Origin of the sequence: Actinoplanes sp. NPDC026619 (assembly GCF_040638295.1) — a bacterium.
In the GTDB taxonomy this organism is placed as follows: domain Bacteria; phylum Actinomycetota; class Actinomycetes; order Mycobacteriales; family Micromonosporaceae; genus Actinoplanes.
In genome coordinates this window covers 163,780-180,980 of the sequence record NZ_JBEZYA010000007.1, presented here as the reverse complement: position 1 = coordinate 180,980, position 17,201 = coordinate 163,780, and the positions used below count along the sequence as shown (strand labels likewise).

Below are 17,201 nucleotides of genomic sequence, written 5' to 3'. Positions count from 1 at the left end.
CGACCTACAGCCGCAGCAGGCCCTTGTTCAGGTCGCGCCGGACCGCCCACTGCCGGTCGTCGCCGGACGGCCACGGGAAGCCGCCATCGCCGAAGACCCAGTTCAGGTACGACACGAACGGCATCGTCATCTCGGCGTGGAACAGGCCGTCCACACAGCCGTCGGGCAGGACCACGCCGTACGGGCCGCCGCCGCTGACGTTGTCCTTGTGAAAGCGGTCGGGCGCGAGCGGCAGCAAGAACGTGCCGACCGGGTCCCCCTGCCAGGCGGTCCACTCCTCGTCGAAGTAGTCCCGCAGCGAAAAATCGGGATAGCGCGAACCCTCCACGCCGATCACGAGCGGGTCGGCGGCGGCCGAGGCAGGCCATTCCGGATGCGTGCCGACCAGCCAGACATCGCCGACGATGCGGACCCACGACAACAGCGTCATCGGTACGGCGCCGAAGCGCTCCTCGAGCCAGGTAGCGAGCTCCGGCGCGCCCGCGGTCGGCGGGTAGTGCGGCTGCACGGCGGTCTGCTCGTCGTTGTTGTCGTGGAACCGGTAACCGGCGGTCGACAACCGCTCGACGATGACCTCGATGTTGTGCCGCGCGCGGCGCGCCATCTCGTCGCAGACCAGCTGCGCCTCCCCGGCCCACGCCGACTCCCGCACCGCGCTGCCGAGCTGGCGCATCTCCTGCCAGACCTCTGCCCGCTGCCCGTCCTGATAGCGGCTGAACCACCGTGGCGATGAGGTCACCGAACCATCCTGGCAGAGCGTCACGCCGGCTCGCTGCCCCGAATCCGCGCGTAAGGTCGCTGGTGTGCCGACGATCATTACCAGCGACGGAGTGCGCCTGAATTACGCCGATCAGGGAGATGGTGCGCCGATCATCCTGATCGCCGGTTTCTGTGCGCCGCTGGAGAGCTGGGAGCTGCAGCGGGCCGCGCTGGCCGACGCCGGCTACCGGGTGATCGGGCTGGATCGCCGCTCGCACGGCGGGTCCGAGTCGCCGCCGTTCGGGCAACGGATTTCCCGGCACGGCAAGGATGTGTACGAGGTGCTCGCCGCGCTGGATCTGACGGACGCGGTGCTGGTCGGCGGCTCGATGGGAGCCAGCACGATCTGGGCCTACTACGACCTGTTCGGCGCGGAGCGGCTGCGTGCGGTGGTCACCATCGACCAGACCCCAAAGATGATCAACGACGAGACCTGGCCGTACGGGTTCTACGGGCTGACGCCGGGCAACGTCGGCACGTTCTTCGACGACGGCATCCCGGCCACCGGCCGCGGACTGCGCGGTGACCGGCTGGTGAAGACGTTCGACGACTGCGGGCATGCCGCCAACGTCGACCAGCCCGAACTGACCAACGCCGCGATTCTGGAGTTCGTGAAGTGAAGGATCTCCTCGATGGCCTCGACCTGATCAACGACCCGGACGTGCTGGAGAGCCTCAGCCACGACGACGCCGAGTGGGCGCCCTACGGCAAGGCGCTCGGCGCCGTCCGGCCGCGGACCACCGCCGACGTGCAGAAGGTGGTCGCCGCCTGCGCCGCGCGAAACATCCCGATCGTCCCGCGCGGCGCCGGCACCGGCCTTTCCGGCGGGGCGAACGCGGTCGACGGCGCGATGATCCTCGATCTGTCCAAGATGAACCGGATCGTGGAGATCGACGCCGAGAACATGACCGCGACGGTGCAGCCGGGCGTGGTCAACGACGACCTGAAGAGGGCCGTCGCCGAGCACGGCCTGTGGTACCCGCCCGACCCGGCCAGCGCACCCTGGTCGACGATCGGTGGCAACGTGTCCACGAACGCGGGCGGCCTGTGCTGCCTGAAATATGGCGTGACCCGCGACTACGTGCTCGGCCTGGAAGCCGTGGTCGGTGGCCCGGCCGGCGACTACGGCACAGTGGTGCGCCTCGGCCGGCGGACCACCAAGGGCGTGAGCGGCTACGACCTGGCCGGCCTGTTCACCGGCTCGGAGGGCACGTTCGGCGTGCTCACCGAGATCACGCTGCGACTGCGCCCGGCCCGCCGGGAGGCCCCGAAGACCGTGGTCGGCGCGTTCAGCAGCGTCGTCGTCGCAGGCGAGGCGGTCGCCGCGATCACCCGGGCCGGCCTGCTGCCGGCCGCCCTGGAACTGCTGGACCGCACCTGCCTGCGGGCCGTAGAGGAGTGGAAGCACCTGGGCCTGGAGGCGGACGCGGCAGCCCTGCTGCTGGCCCAGCTGGACACCCCCGGCGACGAGGAGGCGACCGCGGTCGCCGAGGTGTTCCGCGCGGCCGGCGCGATGTGGGCCGAGCAGTCGACGGACGAGATCGAGGCCGAGGCCCTGTTCGCCGCCCGCCGGCTGGCCTACCCGGCCCTGGAACGCCTGAGCCCGGTGCTCACCGAGGACATCTGCGTGCCCCGCTCCCGCGTGCCGGAGATGCTGGCGGCCATCGAGGAGATCGCCGCCCGCCACGGCGCCACCATCGCAACGATCGCCCACGCCGGCGACGGCAACTTGCACCCACTGATCCTGGCCCCGGCCGGCGACGAGCCGGCCAAGAGGGCCGCCCAGGGCGCCTTCGAGGACATGCTGACCGCAGCCATCGCCATGGGCGGCACAGTCACCGGCGAACACGGCGTCGGCCTGCTCAAGCGCGAAGGCATGAAACAGGAACTATCCCCGGCGGTGCTGGCCATGCAGATAGCCGTGAAGCAGACCCTCGACCCACTGAACCTCTTCAACCCCGGCAAGGTCATCGGCTGACGGAGCGTCAAGGGGCGTTGATGATGTTCAAGATCTGTCGCGCCGCGAAGACGCGCCCATACTTTCGGCCTGTGCGCTCTTCCAGAATCCCCAGCTGGACCAGACGCCTGATCGCAGTATTGGCAGCCTGGTAGGAGACCCCATATCTCTCGGCTGTCGGTGTGGCCGTGAGCAGCGGGTACCCGAACAGATCTTCGACAATTCGCACGGCCACGCCGCGGACGTCAGCATCGAGCAACTGAGTCAGCGCCTCGTCTCGCCAGTCATGCAACGCATCGATCTTCTCCACCCCTCGAACAGCCTGGGCACGAACGGCCTCGGAAAAGAACCGGATCCAGGGTTCGAAATCGCCGGTCGCGCTGACGGAGAGCAGGTGGTCCTGGTACTGACGCCTTCTACTTTCGAGCCAGGGCGAGAGGTTCAGCACCGGCACGCGCAGCTCACCGCGGTGAGCCAGCTGCAGGACGCATACGAGGCGGCCGAGGCGGCCGTTGCCATCGTTGAAGGGATGCAAGGTCTCGAACTGGTAGTGATTAAGAGCCATCTTGATCACCAGAGGGATCGTGTCCTCGGCCATCAGCCAGGTCGCCCAGGCGTCGATGCCGGCGCGTAGCTGGTCGCCCGGGGGCGACGGTACGAACCGCGCGTCATCCACTCGGCCACCGCCGGCACCGATGAACACCTGTGTGGTTCGGATTCGACCGGCGTCGTTGGAGTCACCACGGGTTCCTCGCATCACCATCTTCTGAAGTTGCTCGAGCATGCCAACTGTGATGGGCTTGTCCTTGATCCACTCGAAGGCAAGCTCAGCAGCCTCGACGTAGTTGTGAACCTCTGCCACCGACGCGGTGAGCTGGTTGCGATCGAGGAAATCAGCCTCGAGGACGTCATCGAGTGCCGCATAGGTGCCTTCCAACGCCGAGGTGCTGACGGCTTCCTGCCGGATCGCGGAGCGCGCGAGGAGGCTGGGATTCGGAAGCCTAAAGGCGGCTTGGTCGAGGCGAGCTACCGCGACCGCGGCATCGGTGACCGCCAGGTAGGTCTCCTGCGCCAAGGAGAGCTTGGTCGGAAGCGGATCTGGGATGAAAGCTGAACAGTCGTAGTTTTCGCGGTAGCGAGGATCCCAACCCGCGATCCGGACAAGGTATCCCACAGGTGACGTCCGGAACGTATCCTCGTCCATGATTTGAAGTAAACCACGGAAAACTTGAAATCTAAGTCCGACTTTTCAAGCGGACGAGCGTTCGGAGAGCACCTTTTCAAGTTCGACGCCTGAGGCTTTAAATTACATGCGTGAAATTCAAGCACTCTTCGTGACTGCGGCTGTAGATATCGGTCGCGGTTGCGGCCGTCGCCTGTGAGGATGCCGGTCGTGAGCAGTCGACTTCGGGGCATCGCGCGCGACACCCTGGCCATCATCGAGCAGGGCGCCTACCGCGAGCAGATCGCCCGCGCGGTCGCCGGCACCCGCTTGTACCTGCCCAGCGACGCCCTGCCCGATTCGGCGCCGGCAAAGGCCACCGCCACGGTGCAGGTGACCGGCGAGTCGACCCTGGAGGCCACCCGCCGGCTCGGTGGTGACGTCGCCTGCCTGGTCTTCGCGTCCGCGCGCAACCCCGGTGGCGGTTTTCTCAACGGCGCCCAGGCGCAGGAGGAGAGTCTGGCCCGCGGCTCGGCGTTGTACCCGTGCCTGCGCGCGGCCGGCGACTTCTACGCCTACCACCGCGACCACGCCGAACTCACCTACAGCGACCGGGTGATCTATTCGCCCGGGGTGCCGGTGTTCCGCGACGACAAGGGCACGCTGCTCAGCGACCCATACCCGGTGTCGTTCCTGACCGCCGCGGCGCCCAACCGGGCGGCGATCGCACGCACCCAGCCGCAGCACCTGCCGGACGTGCCGGCCATCCTCACCCGCCGCGCCACCCGGGTCCTCGCGGTGGCGGCCGCGCACGGCCACCGCCGGCTGGTGCTCGGCGCGTGGGGCTGCGGAGTGTTCGGCAACGACCCGGCCACCGTGGCCGCCGCCTTCGCCGCCGCGCTGCGGGCCGGCCCGTGGTTCGACGAGGTCGTGTTCGCCGTCCTCGACCGCCAGGCGGGCGCACCCGTCCAGGCCGCGTTCAGGCTCCTCGAGGACGCACCCAGTCGCGATTCTCACTGATGACCGTGAAGCCGGCCGACCGATAGAGCGCCACCCCGGCGTCGTTCTCGGCCCGGGGCACGACGGCGACCGCGCTCGCCCCGCGCTCGGCGAGAGCCGCACACGCGCCGAGGACGGCATCGCGCCCATAGCCGTGCCCCCGGTGGTCCGGGTGGGCGCCGACCGGTTCGAGCAGACCGCACCGGCCCACGCCGGCGAACCATCCGGTCACGGCGGCGGCCGGCTCGCCCCCGGGCGTACGCACCAGCACGTCCACGGCCGACTCGCCCGCCGGCGACTGCTTCATCACGCGCCAGCGCTCGACGCTGAAGGTGGAGTTCGCAAAGGCGGACCGCTGCACCATCACCCGGTCGGCCGCGTTGGTCGCGTCGACCACCTCGGCCCGGCTCGACACCGGTTGCGGGCTCCACGACATGGTGAACCAGGCTTCGTCGGGGTGGGGCGTCCACCCGGGCACGGGCAGGCCGTCGCACCAGGTCACGCCGAGCTGGTCGACATCGGCCGCGAGCGCCCCGCGATCGGCGCCGGGCGCGGCGGTCACGCGCAGCACGCCGTCGTCGTGAAAGCCGACCGCCACCGGCGTATCGCCGTCGACCCAGTAGAGAACCTCGGCGTTGTCGAACCGCAGATGCCACCCGATGTCGCCGGGGTGGACGCCCCCACCCGGAACGTCAGCCGGTGTCCACTCGGCCAGCGCTTGCAGCGCCGGCCCGGCTTCGACGGAGGTGAGAACGTGCCGCACGAGCGAGGTCATGGCCGCAGGTTAGTCAGCGCGCCGGAGCCGGTCGAACGCTTTTGGCTCGGCCACGGTCGTAACCGTCCAAAGTGTCGAGCAGGTCGGCCAGCCGCCACGCTTCGCTGAGCGGGTAATCCATGATGACGTCGTTGCCCGCCGAGACCAGCCCGGCGACCGCGCGGTGGTAGCCGATCCTCGTTCTCGTCAGCATCGCGTCGATCTCAGCGTCGTCGAGCACCCGAGTGTGCACGGTCGAGCGCATGTCCCCGACCGCATCGGCCGGCACGAAGAACCACGGGTCGGCCAGCAGCGGCAGCAGCGCCCGGCCGATACTGCTCTTGCCCGAGCTCGAAGCACCGTTGAGGAGGATCACCCGCCCCGGCCTCGTGGTCATCGCTCGGCCCGGAACGCGTCGTCGACGGCGGCCAGGTATCTCTCGGCGGTGACGCGGCCCTCGATCACGTCGCGGAAGCCGGCGATCACCGCTTCCTCGGTCCGGGGTGGGAAGAACGACCAGGTGGCGTAGCCGTACCGGTGGTCCTGGGCGGCCTCGGTCAGCGCCACCGCGGTCTCGGCGAACTGCGGCTGCGCGCAGGCGGCCAGGCCGGCGGCGTCGGGATCGGTCAGCGGCAGGTTCCAGTCGCCGGGCAGGTCTCGGCTGAAGCTCCGGCGGACCTCGTTGGTGAAGAGCCGATCGAGCACCGACGCCGCCGCATCGATCGACTTCGACTTGGCGTTGATGCCGATCAGGCTGGCGGTTCCGTAGACGTACAGCGGAAAGTCCGGCGACGGGAAGGGCGCGACGCCGACGTCGTCGCCGACCGGAAAGATCCAGGTCATGTTCGGGGACATGCCGGCCTCGCCAGTGCCAAGCCGGGCAAAACCGCGGGTGTACGTGTCGGTGAAGTACCCGCCGCCGAACCAGCCTCGATCGAACCAACCGCGCAACAGCTCGACCGACTCGCCGAACGCCGTCCACGGCACCTCGCCGTCGAGGGCCCCGCGGACCTTCCCCGGGCCGGCGTGGTGGTTGACGACCAGGGAGAACAGCAGCTCGACCGACTGCGGCACGTCCGCGGAGCCCGCGGCGAACGGCACGATCCCCCGGCTCAGCATGGCGGCGGCCAGCGCCTCGAGGTCGTCAAGCGTGCGCGGCGGCCGCCAGTTGTTGGCCGCGAACATCACCCGGTCGTAAAGCAACAGCATCGTCTCCGCGCTGCGCGGTATCCCGTAGAGGCGCCCGCCGTAACTGCCGATCCCGCGGGCCAGCGGAAGCACCCGCTCGGTCCAGCCGTAGCCGGACAGATCGGCGAAATGTCCCTGCCGAGCGAGCCGCGAGAACTCGCCGGCCCGCGGAATCATCACGATGTCGGGCGCGGTGCCGTCGGCCAGCGCGGCGAGAGTGCGCTCGGACGAGTCCGCGCCCAGATACTCGACGTGCAGCGCGACCGGCGGGTCGCTCGCGAGGTACGGTTCGGCAAAGTTCCGCCGGAACATCTCGGGATCCGCCCCACGCCCCAGCCACCAGGTGACCTCTGGCCGTCCGTCGCTCATCCGGCCATGATGCCCGGGTGACCAGAGACTGGCTTAGGTGGCATCAGGACTACGACGCAGCCGGGTCGTCGCTGGCCCGCCGGCTGGTCGTCGTTCAGGAATACCTCGAGCGCGCGCTGTCCGAGGGCGGTGGTGACCGCCGGCTGATCAGTCTGTGCGCCGGCGACGGCCGGGACGCGCTGCCGATCCTGGCCCGGCACGACCGGGTGCGGGCGACGCTGGTCGAGCTGGATCCCGAGCTGGCCGGCCGGGCCCGGGCGACCGCCGCCGACCTGGGCCTGACCGAAGTGGACGTGCGGGCCGGTGACGCGGGGTCGCTCGACACGTATCGCGACGCTGCTCCGGCGCACGTGGTGATGGCTTGCGGTGTCTTCGGCAACATCGGCGACGAGGATGTCCGCCGTACCGTCGCCGCTCTGCCGTTCTTGCTGGTCGCGGGCGGCATCGTGATCTGGACCCGGGGCCGCGGCGACAGCGGCCCGGATCCGAGTGCCGGGATCCGGGCCCTGTTCGCGGAGCATGGCTTTCAGGAGCTGGCTTTCGCCGCCCCCGCGGACGCCGGCTTCCGGGTCGGCATGCACCGGATAGCCGGCGACCCGGCGCGGCTGTTCACCTTCCGATAAAAATCAGCGGCAGATGGCCGATAGAAATCAGCGGCAAATCCCGCTCAGGACCGGCAGGAGCAGCCACGGCTTGTACGTGACGCCGGTGCTGGCCTTGTCGCCGCGGGGCGAGCCCGGCCCGGCGATGGCGCCCCACCAGTTGCAGGTCGCGTTCGTCGACGCGCCCGACGCCGGGTCGTTGAAGACGCCGTACGCCGAGTTGCCGGTGATGCTGTTGTGGGTCACCTGGACGACGCTGGTCGTCGAGCCGGCCGCGACCTTCACGCCGTACTGGTTGTTGCGCAGCGTGTTGCCGGAGATGCCCACCGGCCCGGAGTTCTTGCCGCGGCCGGGGTAGACGGTCACCTGGACCCCGGAGCCGGCCGAGCTGATCGTGTTGCCGGTCACCGTGATCTTGCCGTTCTCGCCTCCGATGTAGACCGCTGACGAGTTCGCGGCGCCGACGATGGTGTTGTTGAGCACCCGCCCGTTCGTCGTCGCGAACAGCGCCACCAGCGTGCCGTCGCCGGTGCTCTGGTTGCTGGAGACGGTCAGGTCGGAGCTGCCCTCGATGAAGGTGACGTCGGCGTTGTAGATCGCCGGGTTCGCCCCGCTGAAGCGGTTTTCCGAGATGGTGACCTCGTGAATCGCGCTGCTGTTTCCCTGGAATCCATCAGTCGCGGTCGACGTGTTCTTAACGACATTCCGCCGGAATACCGAACGGCTGGTCGTGATCGACGCGGCCTTCCCGGTGTTGTTGACAATGTTGTTCTGAATGGTGTCGCCGGAATTGCCGCCCTGCATCACGAACGCGGCGGTGCCGTCGCCGGGCGGTCCGTTCAGCGTGAATCCGTCGATGGTGATGTTATCCGCGGCGAGGCTGAAGTTGCCGGTCAGAACCGATTCGCCGGTGCCGCGCCGGCTGCGGGCGTCCTTGCCGGCCTGCGCGCCGCTGATTGTCACACTGCGCGCGGCGGCGACGTTCTCGGTGTAGTTTCCCGGCGCCACCTTGACGATGGCGCAGGTCGGGGCGGTGACAGCCGACTGGATGGTGGGGTAGAGCGCCGACGGCACGGCGCACGGGGCGGCGCGGCCCGTTGCGTGGCCGACGCCGGCGGTGGCGGCCACGACCATTGCCGCGACACCGCCGATGGAAAGTGCAATCCTGATTGTCCGCATGGGGCCCTCCGTAATTTCCGGAACGCCCCGACCATAACGTCGTAATTGTTGCCGGCCGGCTCCCGCGCCGACCCGGAAATAGTATTCGCCCGAGCGGGTTCAACCGTGCATACGAGGGCTAATTCAGGGGTATGGCGAATAGTCGGCCGGTTCGTCCGCCGAACATGGCTGCCGGGTCGGTGTAGTCGGCGGTCAGCGCATAAAGCGTGCCCCCGTCGCCGGAGAGAGCGCAGTCGAACGCGCCGTCCGGCAGCGGAATGGTGGCCAGCGCCGCGCCGCCCTCGCGGACCAAGCGGCAGTGCTGGTTGGGCACCGCGGCGTACCAGATCGCGCCGGACTCATCGAGGCAGATGCCGTCGGGCGCGACGCCGGGCAGTTCGGCCCACACCCGGCGGTTGGTCAGCGAGCCGTCGGCGGCAATGTCGAAGGCGGTCAATCGGCCGGCGTGCGACTCGGCGACGATCAGCGTGCCGTCGTCGGGCGTCACCGCCATGCCGTTCGGGAACTCCAGCCCGTCGGCCACCGGCCGGGCCTTGCCGTCGGGTGTCACCACGGCGATCAGGCCGGGCCCGGGAGCGCCGCCGGGAAAGTCGTAACCGATGTTGTTGACGAAGGCGTTGCCCCGCGAGTCGACCGCGATGTCGTTCCACGGGTGACTGCCGTCGATCTCCGACAGATCGGCGTAGGGCGATCCGGCGCGGAGCAGGCGTGCGCCGGGGCCGTCCAGCAGCAGCAGATCACCGCCGGGCAGCCAGTCGATGCAGAACGGCAGGCCGCTCATGCGCGCCACGACCTCCGGGGTCGAGCCCGACAGCCGGATCACCTCGCCGGCGCCCCAGTCGCAGAACCACAGCTCGCCATCGTGCCAGCGAGCCGACTCCCCCATCACGAGCCCGGCCAGAACGAGTTGCGGATCCGCCATGCCGCCACCGTAGGTCAGAGCTTGGTGATCAGCACCGTGTCGACCGAGAAGTAGTAACCCGGGGTGTCCGGGGACTTCGGCCGGGACGGCGCCAGCCGCTCGATCGCCACGTAGTGGGGCGTCACCTGCCAGCCGCCGGCATCCCACTTGCGGGCCTCGATCCCGTAGGCCTCGGTAATCGTCCGCTTCCCCTTCGCGGTTCCCACCTCGAGCTGGATCAACAGCCGGTTCTTGGTGAGCAGCACGATGCGGTCGCCGGCCGAGCCCAGCACCTGACTGCCGGCCGGGCAACGCCGGACGACGGCGCCGCTGACCGGGTCGACCACCAGCAACGCGTCGGTGGCCGGCTGGAAGACCAGGCCGCCGGCGACCGTGCTGCCGGCCGCGTCGAGGGCGGGCGCGCGACGCAAAGCCGGCTTGTCGGCGAGCCAGCCCTGGCCGGCGCCGTCGCGCAGCCCGGCACAGCCGGAGGACGCCACCGCACAGCCGAGCGCCGTGAACGGTCCGGCCGGGAAGGACGCGACCTTGGCGCCGGTCGCGGTGTCGTACGCGCCGTCGGCACAGACGTACCGCCCACCGCCGGTGGTAAAACCGTCAGCGCAGAGCGAGGCGGTCCAGATGTGGCTTCCACTACTGATGGCGTACGCATCAACTCGCGCACCCGCCGTGACCAGCAGAACGTCGCCGGAAACCCGCATGCCGACCGGTCGCCAGACCGTGTCGGCCCCGGTGCGGTGCCCCTCGAAGCCGGCCGCGGGCGACGGCCCGGTGGTCCGCCAGACGATCTTCCCGGTGCGGCCGTCGATCGCCACCAGATCGCCGTCGGTCCAGCGGCTGATCACCGTCCGGCCGGCTGCCACCACTCCGGACACCTGCTGCGGCCAGCGCCGGAACGACCAGATCGCGGTGTAGACGGTCCTGGCGTGGACCGGCGCATCCGCCCGGACCTGCCGCTTCGAGGCGTAGACCCGGACCAGGTCGTCGACGATCAGCGGCGCCACCGGCATGTGGCTGGTGACGCCCGAGCGGTAGGACGGCTCGACCGGATAGGGCGGTTTGACGGAGGCGAGCACTTCGGCGGGAGCGAGCACCCGCCAGCCGATCGCCACCGCCACCGCGGCCACGACCAGCGCGGACATCGACCGCAGAAGGACCTTTTGCACCGAGGGAGACTATGTCAGGCGGCTGCGGCCAAATCGTTCAGGTCTCGGCGGAGCGCTCCCTCGGCCGTCTCGGCGGCCAGGCCGCCGAAGATCAGCGCCAGGAAACGACCGGCCGGCGCGGTGGCGCCGCCGTCCTGCACGACCGTGACCATGGTGCCGCCGCGATGCCGGCCGGCGACGACCGGCACGAAGGAGTACGTCATCTTGTAGTCGGCGCCGATGCCGGGCGAGGTGACCACGAACCGGTCGGGGATCTCGCACGAGGAGACGTGGAACTCCTCGGTGACCTCGCCGCCGTCGGCCATCCGCCGGGTCTCGCGCCAGGCCGTGCCGGCGCCGAACGGCCCGTCGGTGAGCACCTCGATCCGCAGGACCGCGGACAACCAGTCGCACCGCCGGCCCAGGTCGGTGAACACCTGCCAGACCGAGGCAACCGGCGCCTCGATCAAGCGCGTCACCGCGACCGTAGACATGGAAGTTTTTTCACGACCTTCCTTGACCCGAAGCCTGCGCGACCGATGCACTTCGTCTCCACCGTCGTGAAAAAGCTTCGCTGAGTGACCTCCCGCATACACGCTAGTGAGCGTAAAGGCACATGCGCTACTCCGGGCTGCCGTTTACCAGGCCCAGGCGGATCAACTCAGTGAGCGGCTCGACCACGCCGGCCGCACCGAAGCCGACGAACAGCGGCCGGGCGTCGTCGCGCCGCGACCGGCACGGCTCGACCAGCGGCAGCGGATGGGTGGCCGCCAGCACCTCGGCGACCTCGGCCACCTCGGCGCCGTCGACCGCGACGATGGCGGCGGCCAGCACGTTGAGGAAGCCGTGGTGGGTGAAGCCGGTCTCCGGGTCGGTGTGCCGGATCGCGTGCCGCATGCCGGCGGCCAGGCGGAACGGCAGCTCGCGGTCGCGGCAGGCGCAGATCACCGCGGCCAGCTCGACCGGGGTGGGGAACAGCTCGGCGGCCAGACCGCCGACCCGGAACTTGGGGGCGATGCGCAGGCCCGTGCCGCGGCACTCGGCCACCGAGTCGAGCGCGCCGAGGAGCCCCCAGCTGAGCGGAATCTCCGCGTACACCTGGAGGTCTTTGTCCTGCTCGGCCAGCGCACGCAGATTGCCGAGCCCGGGTTGCGGGTCTTCGCCGCGCCGGGCCACCGGCGCCTCGAGGTGGAAGACCACCGCGCCGGCCGCCCGCAGTTTCTCCACCGCGATCGGCACCGCGCTCACCGGGACGTCACCGACCAGCGCGACCGGCAGCTCGCGGGCCGGGAGGTCGACGCTTATCGATGAAGCGGGAATCAGCAGCGGGCCGAGCAGCGACGCGAACCAGGAGCCGCGATGCTCGGCGTGCTTGGCGACCGCGTCGGCCACGCTGAGGAAGCTGGGTGGGAGCAGGGAGGCGTCATCGACAAGCCCGGCGAAGAGCGTAGGCACCATCGTTGACACGAACTGAACCTAATGGACGCCGAGAGAGGCGGACAACCACGTCCCCTATGTCGGTTTTCACCCCAGCGCCGCGACCTCGGTCTTCAGCGAGGCCGGAAGCGGCCGCTCGGCCGGGAACGACGGCACCCGCAGGACCCAGGTCCGGCTCGGGCCGGCGGTGAGGCGGACGCAGTACGCCGCGCCGGCCTTCAGCTCGAGATAGGCCGGCGAATAGGACACGTCGCAGGCCACCCGGTCGGTGAACGGGTCACCGGCGGCCGGCGCGATCACCGCACGCTTCTCCAGCGGCTCGACCGTCCACACCCGCTTGTCGGCGCCGGTGCAGTTCTGGTCATGGTCAGCCTTGCCCGGCGTCGAGCACAACAGCGAAAGATCACCGGTGTACGCGTTGGTGCCGGGTCGCGGCGGATCGAGCCAGATCGCCCCCTGCGGGAGCTTGTCACCCGTACCCATCGGAATTTCGATCTGCAGAATTGCCGTCCCGAGACCCTGAGTGGCCGGGCTCAGGGCGGGCGCCGCCGAAGCGAGCGGCAGCGGCAGCCGGAGGTCGGTCGCCTCCGCGGACGAGGACTGGTGGTGATAGATCGCCACCGCGAAGGTCCCGGCCGCCAGCACGATCAGCGCGACCAGGGTCACCAGGCGGGACCGGCCGGGGTGCTCGCCCCGGAACAGCACGACGGTCACGACGACGAGCAGTACGACCGCCGCCCCGCCGAGTAGGAAATCGACCATGACCGACAAGGTACCCGGGGCGCCGAAGCGCCCCGGGACACCCGACTATCCGATGTGGAAGTTCTCGCCGTAGACCGCGAAGTCCAGCGGCGTATTCAGGTCGAAGTTGCCGTTGTTGAGGAACACGCGCTGGGCCGTGTCGACCCGGGACGTGTCCGAGTGCGCCTCTTCCTTGTTCATCTCGACGACCCGTTCGTCGAGGAAGGCGTTGAGCCAGGTGCGCTCGTCGCCGCCCTGGGCCGGCGGCTTCGCCTTCTTCAGGGCGCGGGTGCGGATCGACCGCATGCCCTCGTAGCCGTGCATGACCGAGGCGTCGTAGTAGGCGAACTGACCCAGGGCCCGCACGCCGTCGGTCTTACCGTCGGCCACCGACGGGTTGAAGTAGACCCGGTCGCGCTCGGCTTCCTGCGCGGCCTGGAACACCGTGTCGGCGGCCGCGGTCTTCCAGTCCTTGGTGAAGTTGGGGTCGAGCCCCGAGTGCGAGTCGGTCCCGTCGACGTTGCGCAGCGCCGGGAGGTACTTGGCGAGCACATTGGACGGCTTGGTGGCCGTGTACGCCTCCACCAGCTCCAGCATGTCGCCGGTGCCGGAGCAGAACCCGATGATGCCGGCCGTGTAGCCACGCCCGTCGCCGATGTCCTCGATGTAGGCGAACTGCGCCCGCCAGTTCAGCGACGAGTTCTCGGCCGCCGAGACGAGCTGCATGGCGACCTCCTTCTTCGCCGGGTCGTCCAGGTTCTTGCCCGTTGGGGCAGAGGTGGCCGGCGTCGTGGGCGGAGTTGTCGGAGTGCTTCCACCAGGCATGACCCAAGTCTGGTTCGACGTGTTGGTGCACGTCCAGATCTGCAGCCGGGCGCCGTTCGCCGTGCTCTTGTCGGTCACGTCGAGACACTTGCCCGACCCGGTGTTGACCAGCGCACCGTTGGACACGGTCCACTTCTGCGCGCCGGTGGCGTTGCAGTCGTAGAGCTGAATCTTGGCTCCGTTCGCCGTCGAGGCGGCAGTGACGTCGAGGCACTTACCGAGCGCCCGGATCGTGTTGTCACTGTTTCCGACGGTCCATTGCTGGGCGGCGCTGCCGTTGCAGTCGTAGAGCTGCACGGCGGCGCCGTTGGCGCTGGATGCGCCGGCTACGTCGATGCACTTGCTACCGAGCCCTTTGATCGGGCCGGCTGTTGCGGCGCTGGCCGGCAGCAGCCCATAAGCGATGGCTGCGGCGGGGACGACCAGGGCAAGTGAGGCATAGGCGATTGCCCTCACGCGTTTCATGGCACTCCTGTGGGGAGGGGGGATGAAAGGGGATGACTCGCGCGATGGGCAGAGACGTTAGAACAGTTAAGTTGCTTTATCAATACCTGTCGATAGGGGGGTTTAGTCTGCGTGGGAGGCCTTGACACGGGGGAGGCGTCTGTCTACCGTCCGAGCAACTGTTAGCCAGTTTGCCTATCAACTGCAGGGAGCCCCGTTGACCCGGCTGGCCGGATCGTCCAAGCTGCTCCGCGCCATGAACGAGAGCGCCGCTCTAGCGCACCTGCTCGACCCAGGGATGCTCACCCGCTCCGACTTGCGCAAGCTCACCGCCCTGTCCACCCCGACCATCTCCGAGGTTCTGCGCCGGCTCACCGACGCGGGCCTGGTCAACGTGGTGGGCCACAACAGCGGCCGCCCGGGGCCGAATGCCGAGATCTACGCGGCGAACCCCGATGCGGCGTACGCGGTCGCGGTTTCCGTCCGCGACATCGGCACCAGCGGCACCCCGTCGGTGACCGCCGCCCTCTGCGACCTGACCGGCAAGGTGCACGCCCGGCTCGAGTCGCGCATCGACTTCCTCGCCACCGAACCGGCGGTCGCTCTCGTCGACGTGGTGGCCCGGTTGCGCGACGAGGCCGGCGTGCCGGCCGACCGGATCCGGCACGTGCAGCTCGGCGTGCCCGGCTCGTGGGACGCGCGCACCGAGACCATCCGCCACGTCGACGTGCCCGGCTTCGGCCGGGCCGGCCTGATCCCGGAGATCGCGGCCGCGCTCGGCACCCACATCGGCGTCGACAACGACGTCAACCTGGCCGCGGTGGCCGAACGCCGGCGCGGCACCGCCCGGGACGCGGAAGGGTTCGCGCTGCTCTGGATGGGCCAGGACGGCCTCGGCCTGGCCATCGACATCGCCGGCACGCTGATCCGCGGCGCCCGCGGTGGCGCCGGCGAGATCGGCTACGTGCCGCTCTACACGCCCGATTCGCCAGATCGGAAACTCGACCTGCAGGACCTCTTCGGCGGCGCCGCGATCATGGCCCTGGCCCAGGAGACCGGCATCGCCGGCGACACCCCCGCCGAAGTGGTGCGCGCCGCCGCGGCCGCGCCCGGCGATTTCCTCACCACGCTGGCCGATCGCGTCGCGGTCGGCCTGGCCGCGGTGATCGCCGTCCTCGATCCCTATCTGGTGGTGCTGGCCGGCCCGATCGCCCAGGCCGGCGGCGAGACGCTGTTGTCCGCGGTGAACTCGGCGTTCCGCCGGGCCGCTCCGCTGGAGAGCACGATCGCGATCACCACCATCGACGACGACGCGGTGCTGCTCGGCGCGCTCGACGCCGGCCTCACCGCGGTCCGGGAAGCACTCATCACTGCCATCCGCGATAGCTGACGTTTCCTGAGAGGCCCACAGTGAACAAACGGATACCTGCTGCCCTTTTTGCCCTGACTCTGCTCACGTCCGCCGCCTGCACCCCCGCCCCGAAGGAAAACAAGATCGCCGACCCGGGCGCCTCGACGAGCGGGTCCGTCGAGCTCTGGCACTTCTTCACCGAGCGCGAGGCCGAGGCCATCGACACGGTGATCAAGGACTTCGAGGCTTCGCACCCCAACATCAAGGTCACGGTGAAGTCCGGGCAGGACGACTCCAAGGTCACGCAGGCGATCGGGGCCGGCAACGGGCCGGACATCGGCCTCTCCTACTCCACCGACATCGTCGGCAAGTTCTGCTCGTCCGGCGCCTGGGTGGATCTCACCCAGTACATCGCCCGCGACAAGGTGGACCTGAACCAGCTCAACGCGACCACCCGGCAGTACACCGAGTTCGGCGGCAAGCGCTGCGCCATGCCGTTCCTTGCCGACGCGTACGGCATGTTCTACAACAAGGACCTGTTCGCCAAGGCCGGCATCGCCGGGCCGCCGAAGACCCTTGACGAGCTGACCGAGGACGCCAAGAAGCTCACCACGCGCAACGCCGACGGCTCGCTCAAGACGGTCGGTTTCCTGCCGCTCTACGACTTCTACGAGAACGCGGCCGCGCACCTCGCCCCGGCCACCGGCGCCAAGTGGCTGACCGACGACGGCAAGAGCGCGGTCGGCACCGACCCGAACTGGAAAACCCTGCTGACCTGGCAGAAGAACCTCGTCGACTGGTACGGCTACGACAAGCTCACCAAGTTCAAGGCCGGCCTCGGCGACGAGTTCAGCGCGGACAACGCGTTCCAGAAGGGCCAGGTGGCGATCAACATCGACGCCGAGTACCGCCTGGCGTTCCTCAAGGACCAGAGCCCCAATTTGAAGTACGGCGTGGCACCGCTCCCGGCGGCCGACGCGTCCCGTTACGGCGGCGGCTACGTCACCGGCAACATCCTCGGCATCTCGAAGAACGCCAAGAATCCCGAGGCGGCCTGGGAACTGATCAAGTACCTGACCACGAACGACGCCGCCGTCACCAAGCTGGCCGGGCTGCTGAAGAACGTGCCGACCACGACGAAGTCGATCGCCGACCCGACGCTGAACTCGGACGCCGACTTCAAGACGTTCATCGACATCTTCAACAACCCGAACTCGATGACCACGCCGCCGTCCGCATCCGGTCCCGCCTACCAGGAGACCTTCGGCCAGTTCCTGGTGAACTACCAGGCCGGCAAGGTCAAAGACCTGAACGCAGGTCTGAAGTCCGCCGATCAGCAGGTCAACAGCGTCATGCAGCTCGGCGGCTGA

The 17,201-nt window shown here is 69.2% G+C and carries 18 protein-coding genes; 6 read left to right on the top strand and 12 right to left on the bottom strand.

Features of this window, described 5'->3' with window-relative positions; translation table 11 throughout:
- Positions 1 to 4 precede the first annotated feature (4 nt).
- Positions 5 to 739: a hypothetical protein gene (locus tag AB0E90_RS17745; RefSeq protein ID WP_360405988.1), complete on the bottom strand. Its 735-nt coding sequence runs from the start codon at positions 737 to 739 to the stop codon at positions 5 to 7.
- A gap of 64 nt (positions 740 to 803) precedes the next feature.
- On the opposite strand from AB0E90_RS17745, the gene AB0E90_RS17740 reads away from it, so the two are divergent.
- Positions 804 to 1,379, top strand: coding sequence for an alpha/beta fold hydrolase (locus AB0E90_RS17740; RefSeq protein WP_360405980.1), 576 nt, complete (start codon positions 804 to 806; stop codon positions 1,377 to 1,379).
- Positions 1,376 to 2,737: an FAD-linked oxidase C-terminal domain-containing protein gene (locus AB0E90_RS17735; RefSeq protein WP_360405977.1), complete on the top strand. Its 1,362-nt coding sequence runs from the start codon at positions 1,376 to 1,378 to the stop codon at positions 2,735 to 2,737. The genes AB0E90_RS17740 and AB0E90_RS17735 overlap by 4 nt, the downstream gene beginning before the upstream one ends.
- A 7-nt stretch (positions 2,738 to 2,744) precedes the next feature.
- Here AB0E90_RS17735 and AB0E90_RS17730 read toward each other — a convergent pair whose 3' ends face one another.
- Positions 2,745 to 3,920 carry a Fic/DOC family N-terminal domain-containing protein gene (locus tag AB0E90_RS17730; RefSeq protein WP_360405975.1) on the bottom strand — a complete coding sequence of 392 codons (1,176 nt, stop codon included), beginning with the start codon at positions 3,918 to 3,920 and terminating at the stop codon, positions 2,745 to 2,747.
- A 189-nt stretch (positions 3,921 to 4,109) separates the two neighbouring features.
- Between AB0E90_RS17730 and AB0E90_RS17725 the strand changes: the two genes are divergently transcribed.
- Positions 4,110 to 4,898: a TIGR02452 family protein gene (locus tag AB0E90_RS17725; RefSeq protein WP_360405973.1), complete on the top strand. Its 789-nt coding sequence runs from the start codon at positions 4,110 to 4,112 to the stop codon at positions 4,896 to 4,898.
- Here the strand turns inward: AB0E90_RS17725 and AB0E90_RS17720 are convergent.
- From AB0E90_RS17720 to AB0E90_RS17710, 3 genes are read right to left on the bottom strand one after another with little or no spacing between them, the layout of a single operon-like run.
- Entirely contained in the window at positions 4,858 to 5,652 is a 795-nt protein-coding gene (locus AB0E90_RS17720) for a GNAT family N-acetyltransferase (protein WP_360405971.1), read from the bottom strand. The genes AB0E90_RS17725 and AB0E90_RS17720 overlap by 41 nt on opposite strands.
- A gap of 13 nt (positions 5,653 to 5,665) precedes the next feature.
- Positions 5,666 to 6,028 carry a hypothetical protein gene (locus AB0E90_RS17715; protein ID WP_360405968.1) on the bottom strand — a complete coding sequence of 121 codons (363 nt, stop codon included), beginning with the start codon at positions 6,026 to 6,028 and terminating at the stop codon, positions 5,666 to 5,668.
- Positions 6,025 to 7,188 carry an extracellular solute-binding protein gene (locus AB0E90_RS17710; protein WP_360405965.1) on the bottom strand — a complete coding sequence of 388 codons (1,164 nt, stop codon included), beginning with the start codon at positions 7,186 to 7,188 and terminating at the stop codon, positions 6,025 to 6,027. The genes AB0E90_RS17715 and AB0E90_RS17710 overlap by 4 nt, the downstream gene beginning before the upstream one ends.
- 17 nt (positions 7,189 to 7,205) lie before the next feature.
- On the opposite strand from AB0E90_RS17710, the gene AB0E90_RS17705 reads away from it, so the two are divergent.
- Positions 7,206 to 7,811, top strand: a complete 606-nt coding sequence (locus tag AB0E90_RS17705) for a class I SAM-dependent methyltransferase (RefSeq protein ID WP_360405962.1) — start codon at positions 7,206 to 7,208, stop codon at positions 7,809 to 7,811.
- A gap of 27 nt (positions 7,812 to 7,838) precedes the next feature.
- On the opposite strand, the gene AB0E90_RS17700 is transcribed toward AB0E90_RS17705, so the two are convergent.
- The 7 genes from AB0E90_RS17700 to AB0E90_RS17670 all read right to left on the bottom strand — a co-directional run bounded on the left by AB0E90_RS17700 (position 7,839) and on the right by AB0E90_RS17670 (position 14,501).
- The gene (locus AB0E90_RS17700) at positions 7,839 to 8,969 is read right to left on the bottom strand and encodes a right-handed parallel beta-helix repeat-containing protein (RefSeq protein ID WP_360405959.1); all 1,131 of its coding nucleotides are present in this window, start codon (positions 8,967 to 8,969) and stop codon (positions 7,839 to 7,841) included.
- Positions 8,970 to 9,087: 118 nt separating this feature from the next.
- On the bottom strand, positions 9,088 to 9,891 hold the full coding sequence (locus AB0E90_RS17695; protein WP_360405956.1) for an SMP-30/gluconolactonase/LRE family protein: 804 nt from the start codon (positions 9,889 to 9,891) through the stop codon (positions 9,088 to 9,090).
- A 14-nt stretch (positions 9,892 to 9,905) separates the two neighbouring features.
- A complete protein-coding gene (locus tag AB0E90_RS17690) occupies positions 9,906 to 11,054 on the bottom strand; it encodes a PQQ-binding-like beta-propeller repeat protein (protein WP_360405953.1) in 1,149 nt (382 codons plus the stop codon).
- Positions 11,055 to 11,068: 14 nt separating this feature from the next.
- On the bottom strand, positions 11,069 to 11,527 hold the full coding sequence (locus tag AB0E90_RS17685) for an SRPBCC family protein (RefSeq protein WP_360405950.1): 459 nt from the start codon (positions 11,525 to 11,527) through the stop codon (positions 11,069 to 11,071).
- A gap of 127 nt (positions 11,528 to 11,654) precedes the next feature.
- Positions 11,655 to 12,500, bottom strand: coding sequence for a hypothetical protein (locus tag AB0E90_RS17680; RefSeq protein ID WP_360405947.1), 846 nt, complete (start codon positions 12,498 to 12,500; stop codon positions 11,655 to 11,657).
- A 57-nt stretch (positions 12,501 to 12,557) separates the two neighbouring features.
- On the bottom strand, positions 12,558 to 13,232 hold the full coding sequence (locus AB0E90_RS17675) for a hypothetical protein (RefSeq protein ID WP_360405944.1): 675 nt from the start codon (positions 13,230 to 13,232) through the stop codon (positions 12,558 to 12,560).
- Positions 13,233 to 13,277: 45 nt separating this feature from the next.
- A complete protein-coding gene (locus AB0E90_RS17670) occupies positions 13,278 to 14,501 on the bottom strand; it encodes a chitosanase (RefSeq protein WP_360405941.1) in 1,224 nt (407 codons plus the stop codon).
- Positions 14,502 to 14,697: 196 nt separating this feature from the next.
- Between AB0E90_RS17670 and AB0E90_RS17665 the strand changes: the two genes are divergently transcribed.
- Together AB0E90_RS17665 and AB0E90_RS17660 are read left to right on the top strand one after the other, a co-directional pair.
- Positions 14,698 to 15,870 (top strand): ROK family transcriptional regulator, encoded by a 1,173-nt coding sequence (locus tag AB0E90_RS17665; RefSeq protein WP_360405938.1) that lies wholly within the window; start codon positions 14,698 to 14,700, stop codon positions 15,868 to 15,870.
- Positions 15,871 to 15,890: 20 nt separating this feature from the next.
- A complete protein-coding gene (locus AB0E90_RS17660) occupies positions 15,891 to 17,201 on the top strand; it encodes an ABC transporter substrate-binding protein (protein WP_360405935.1) in 1,311 nt (436 codons plus the stop codon).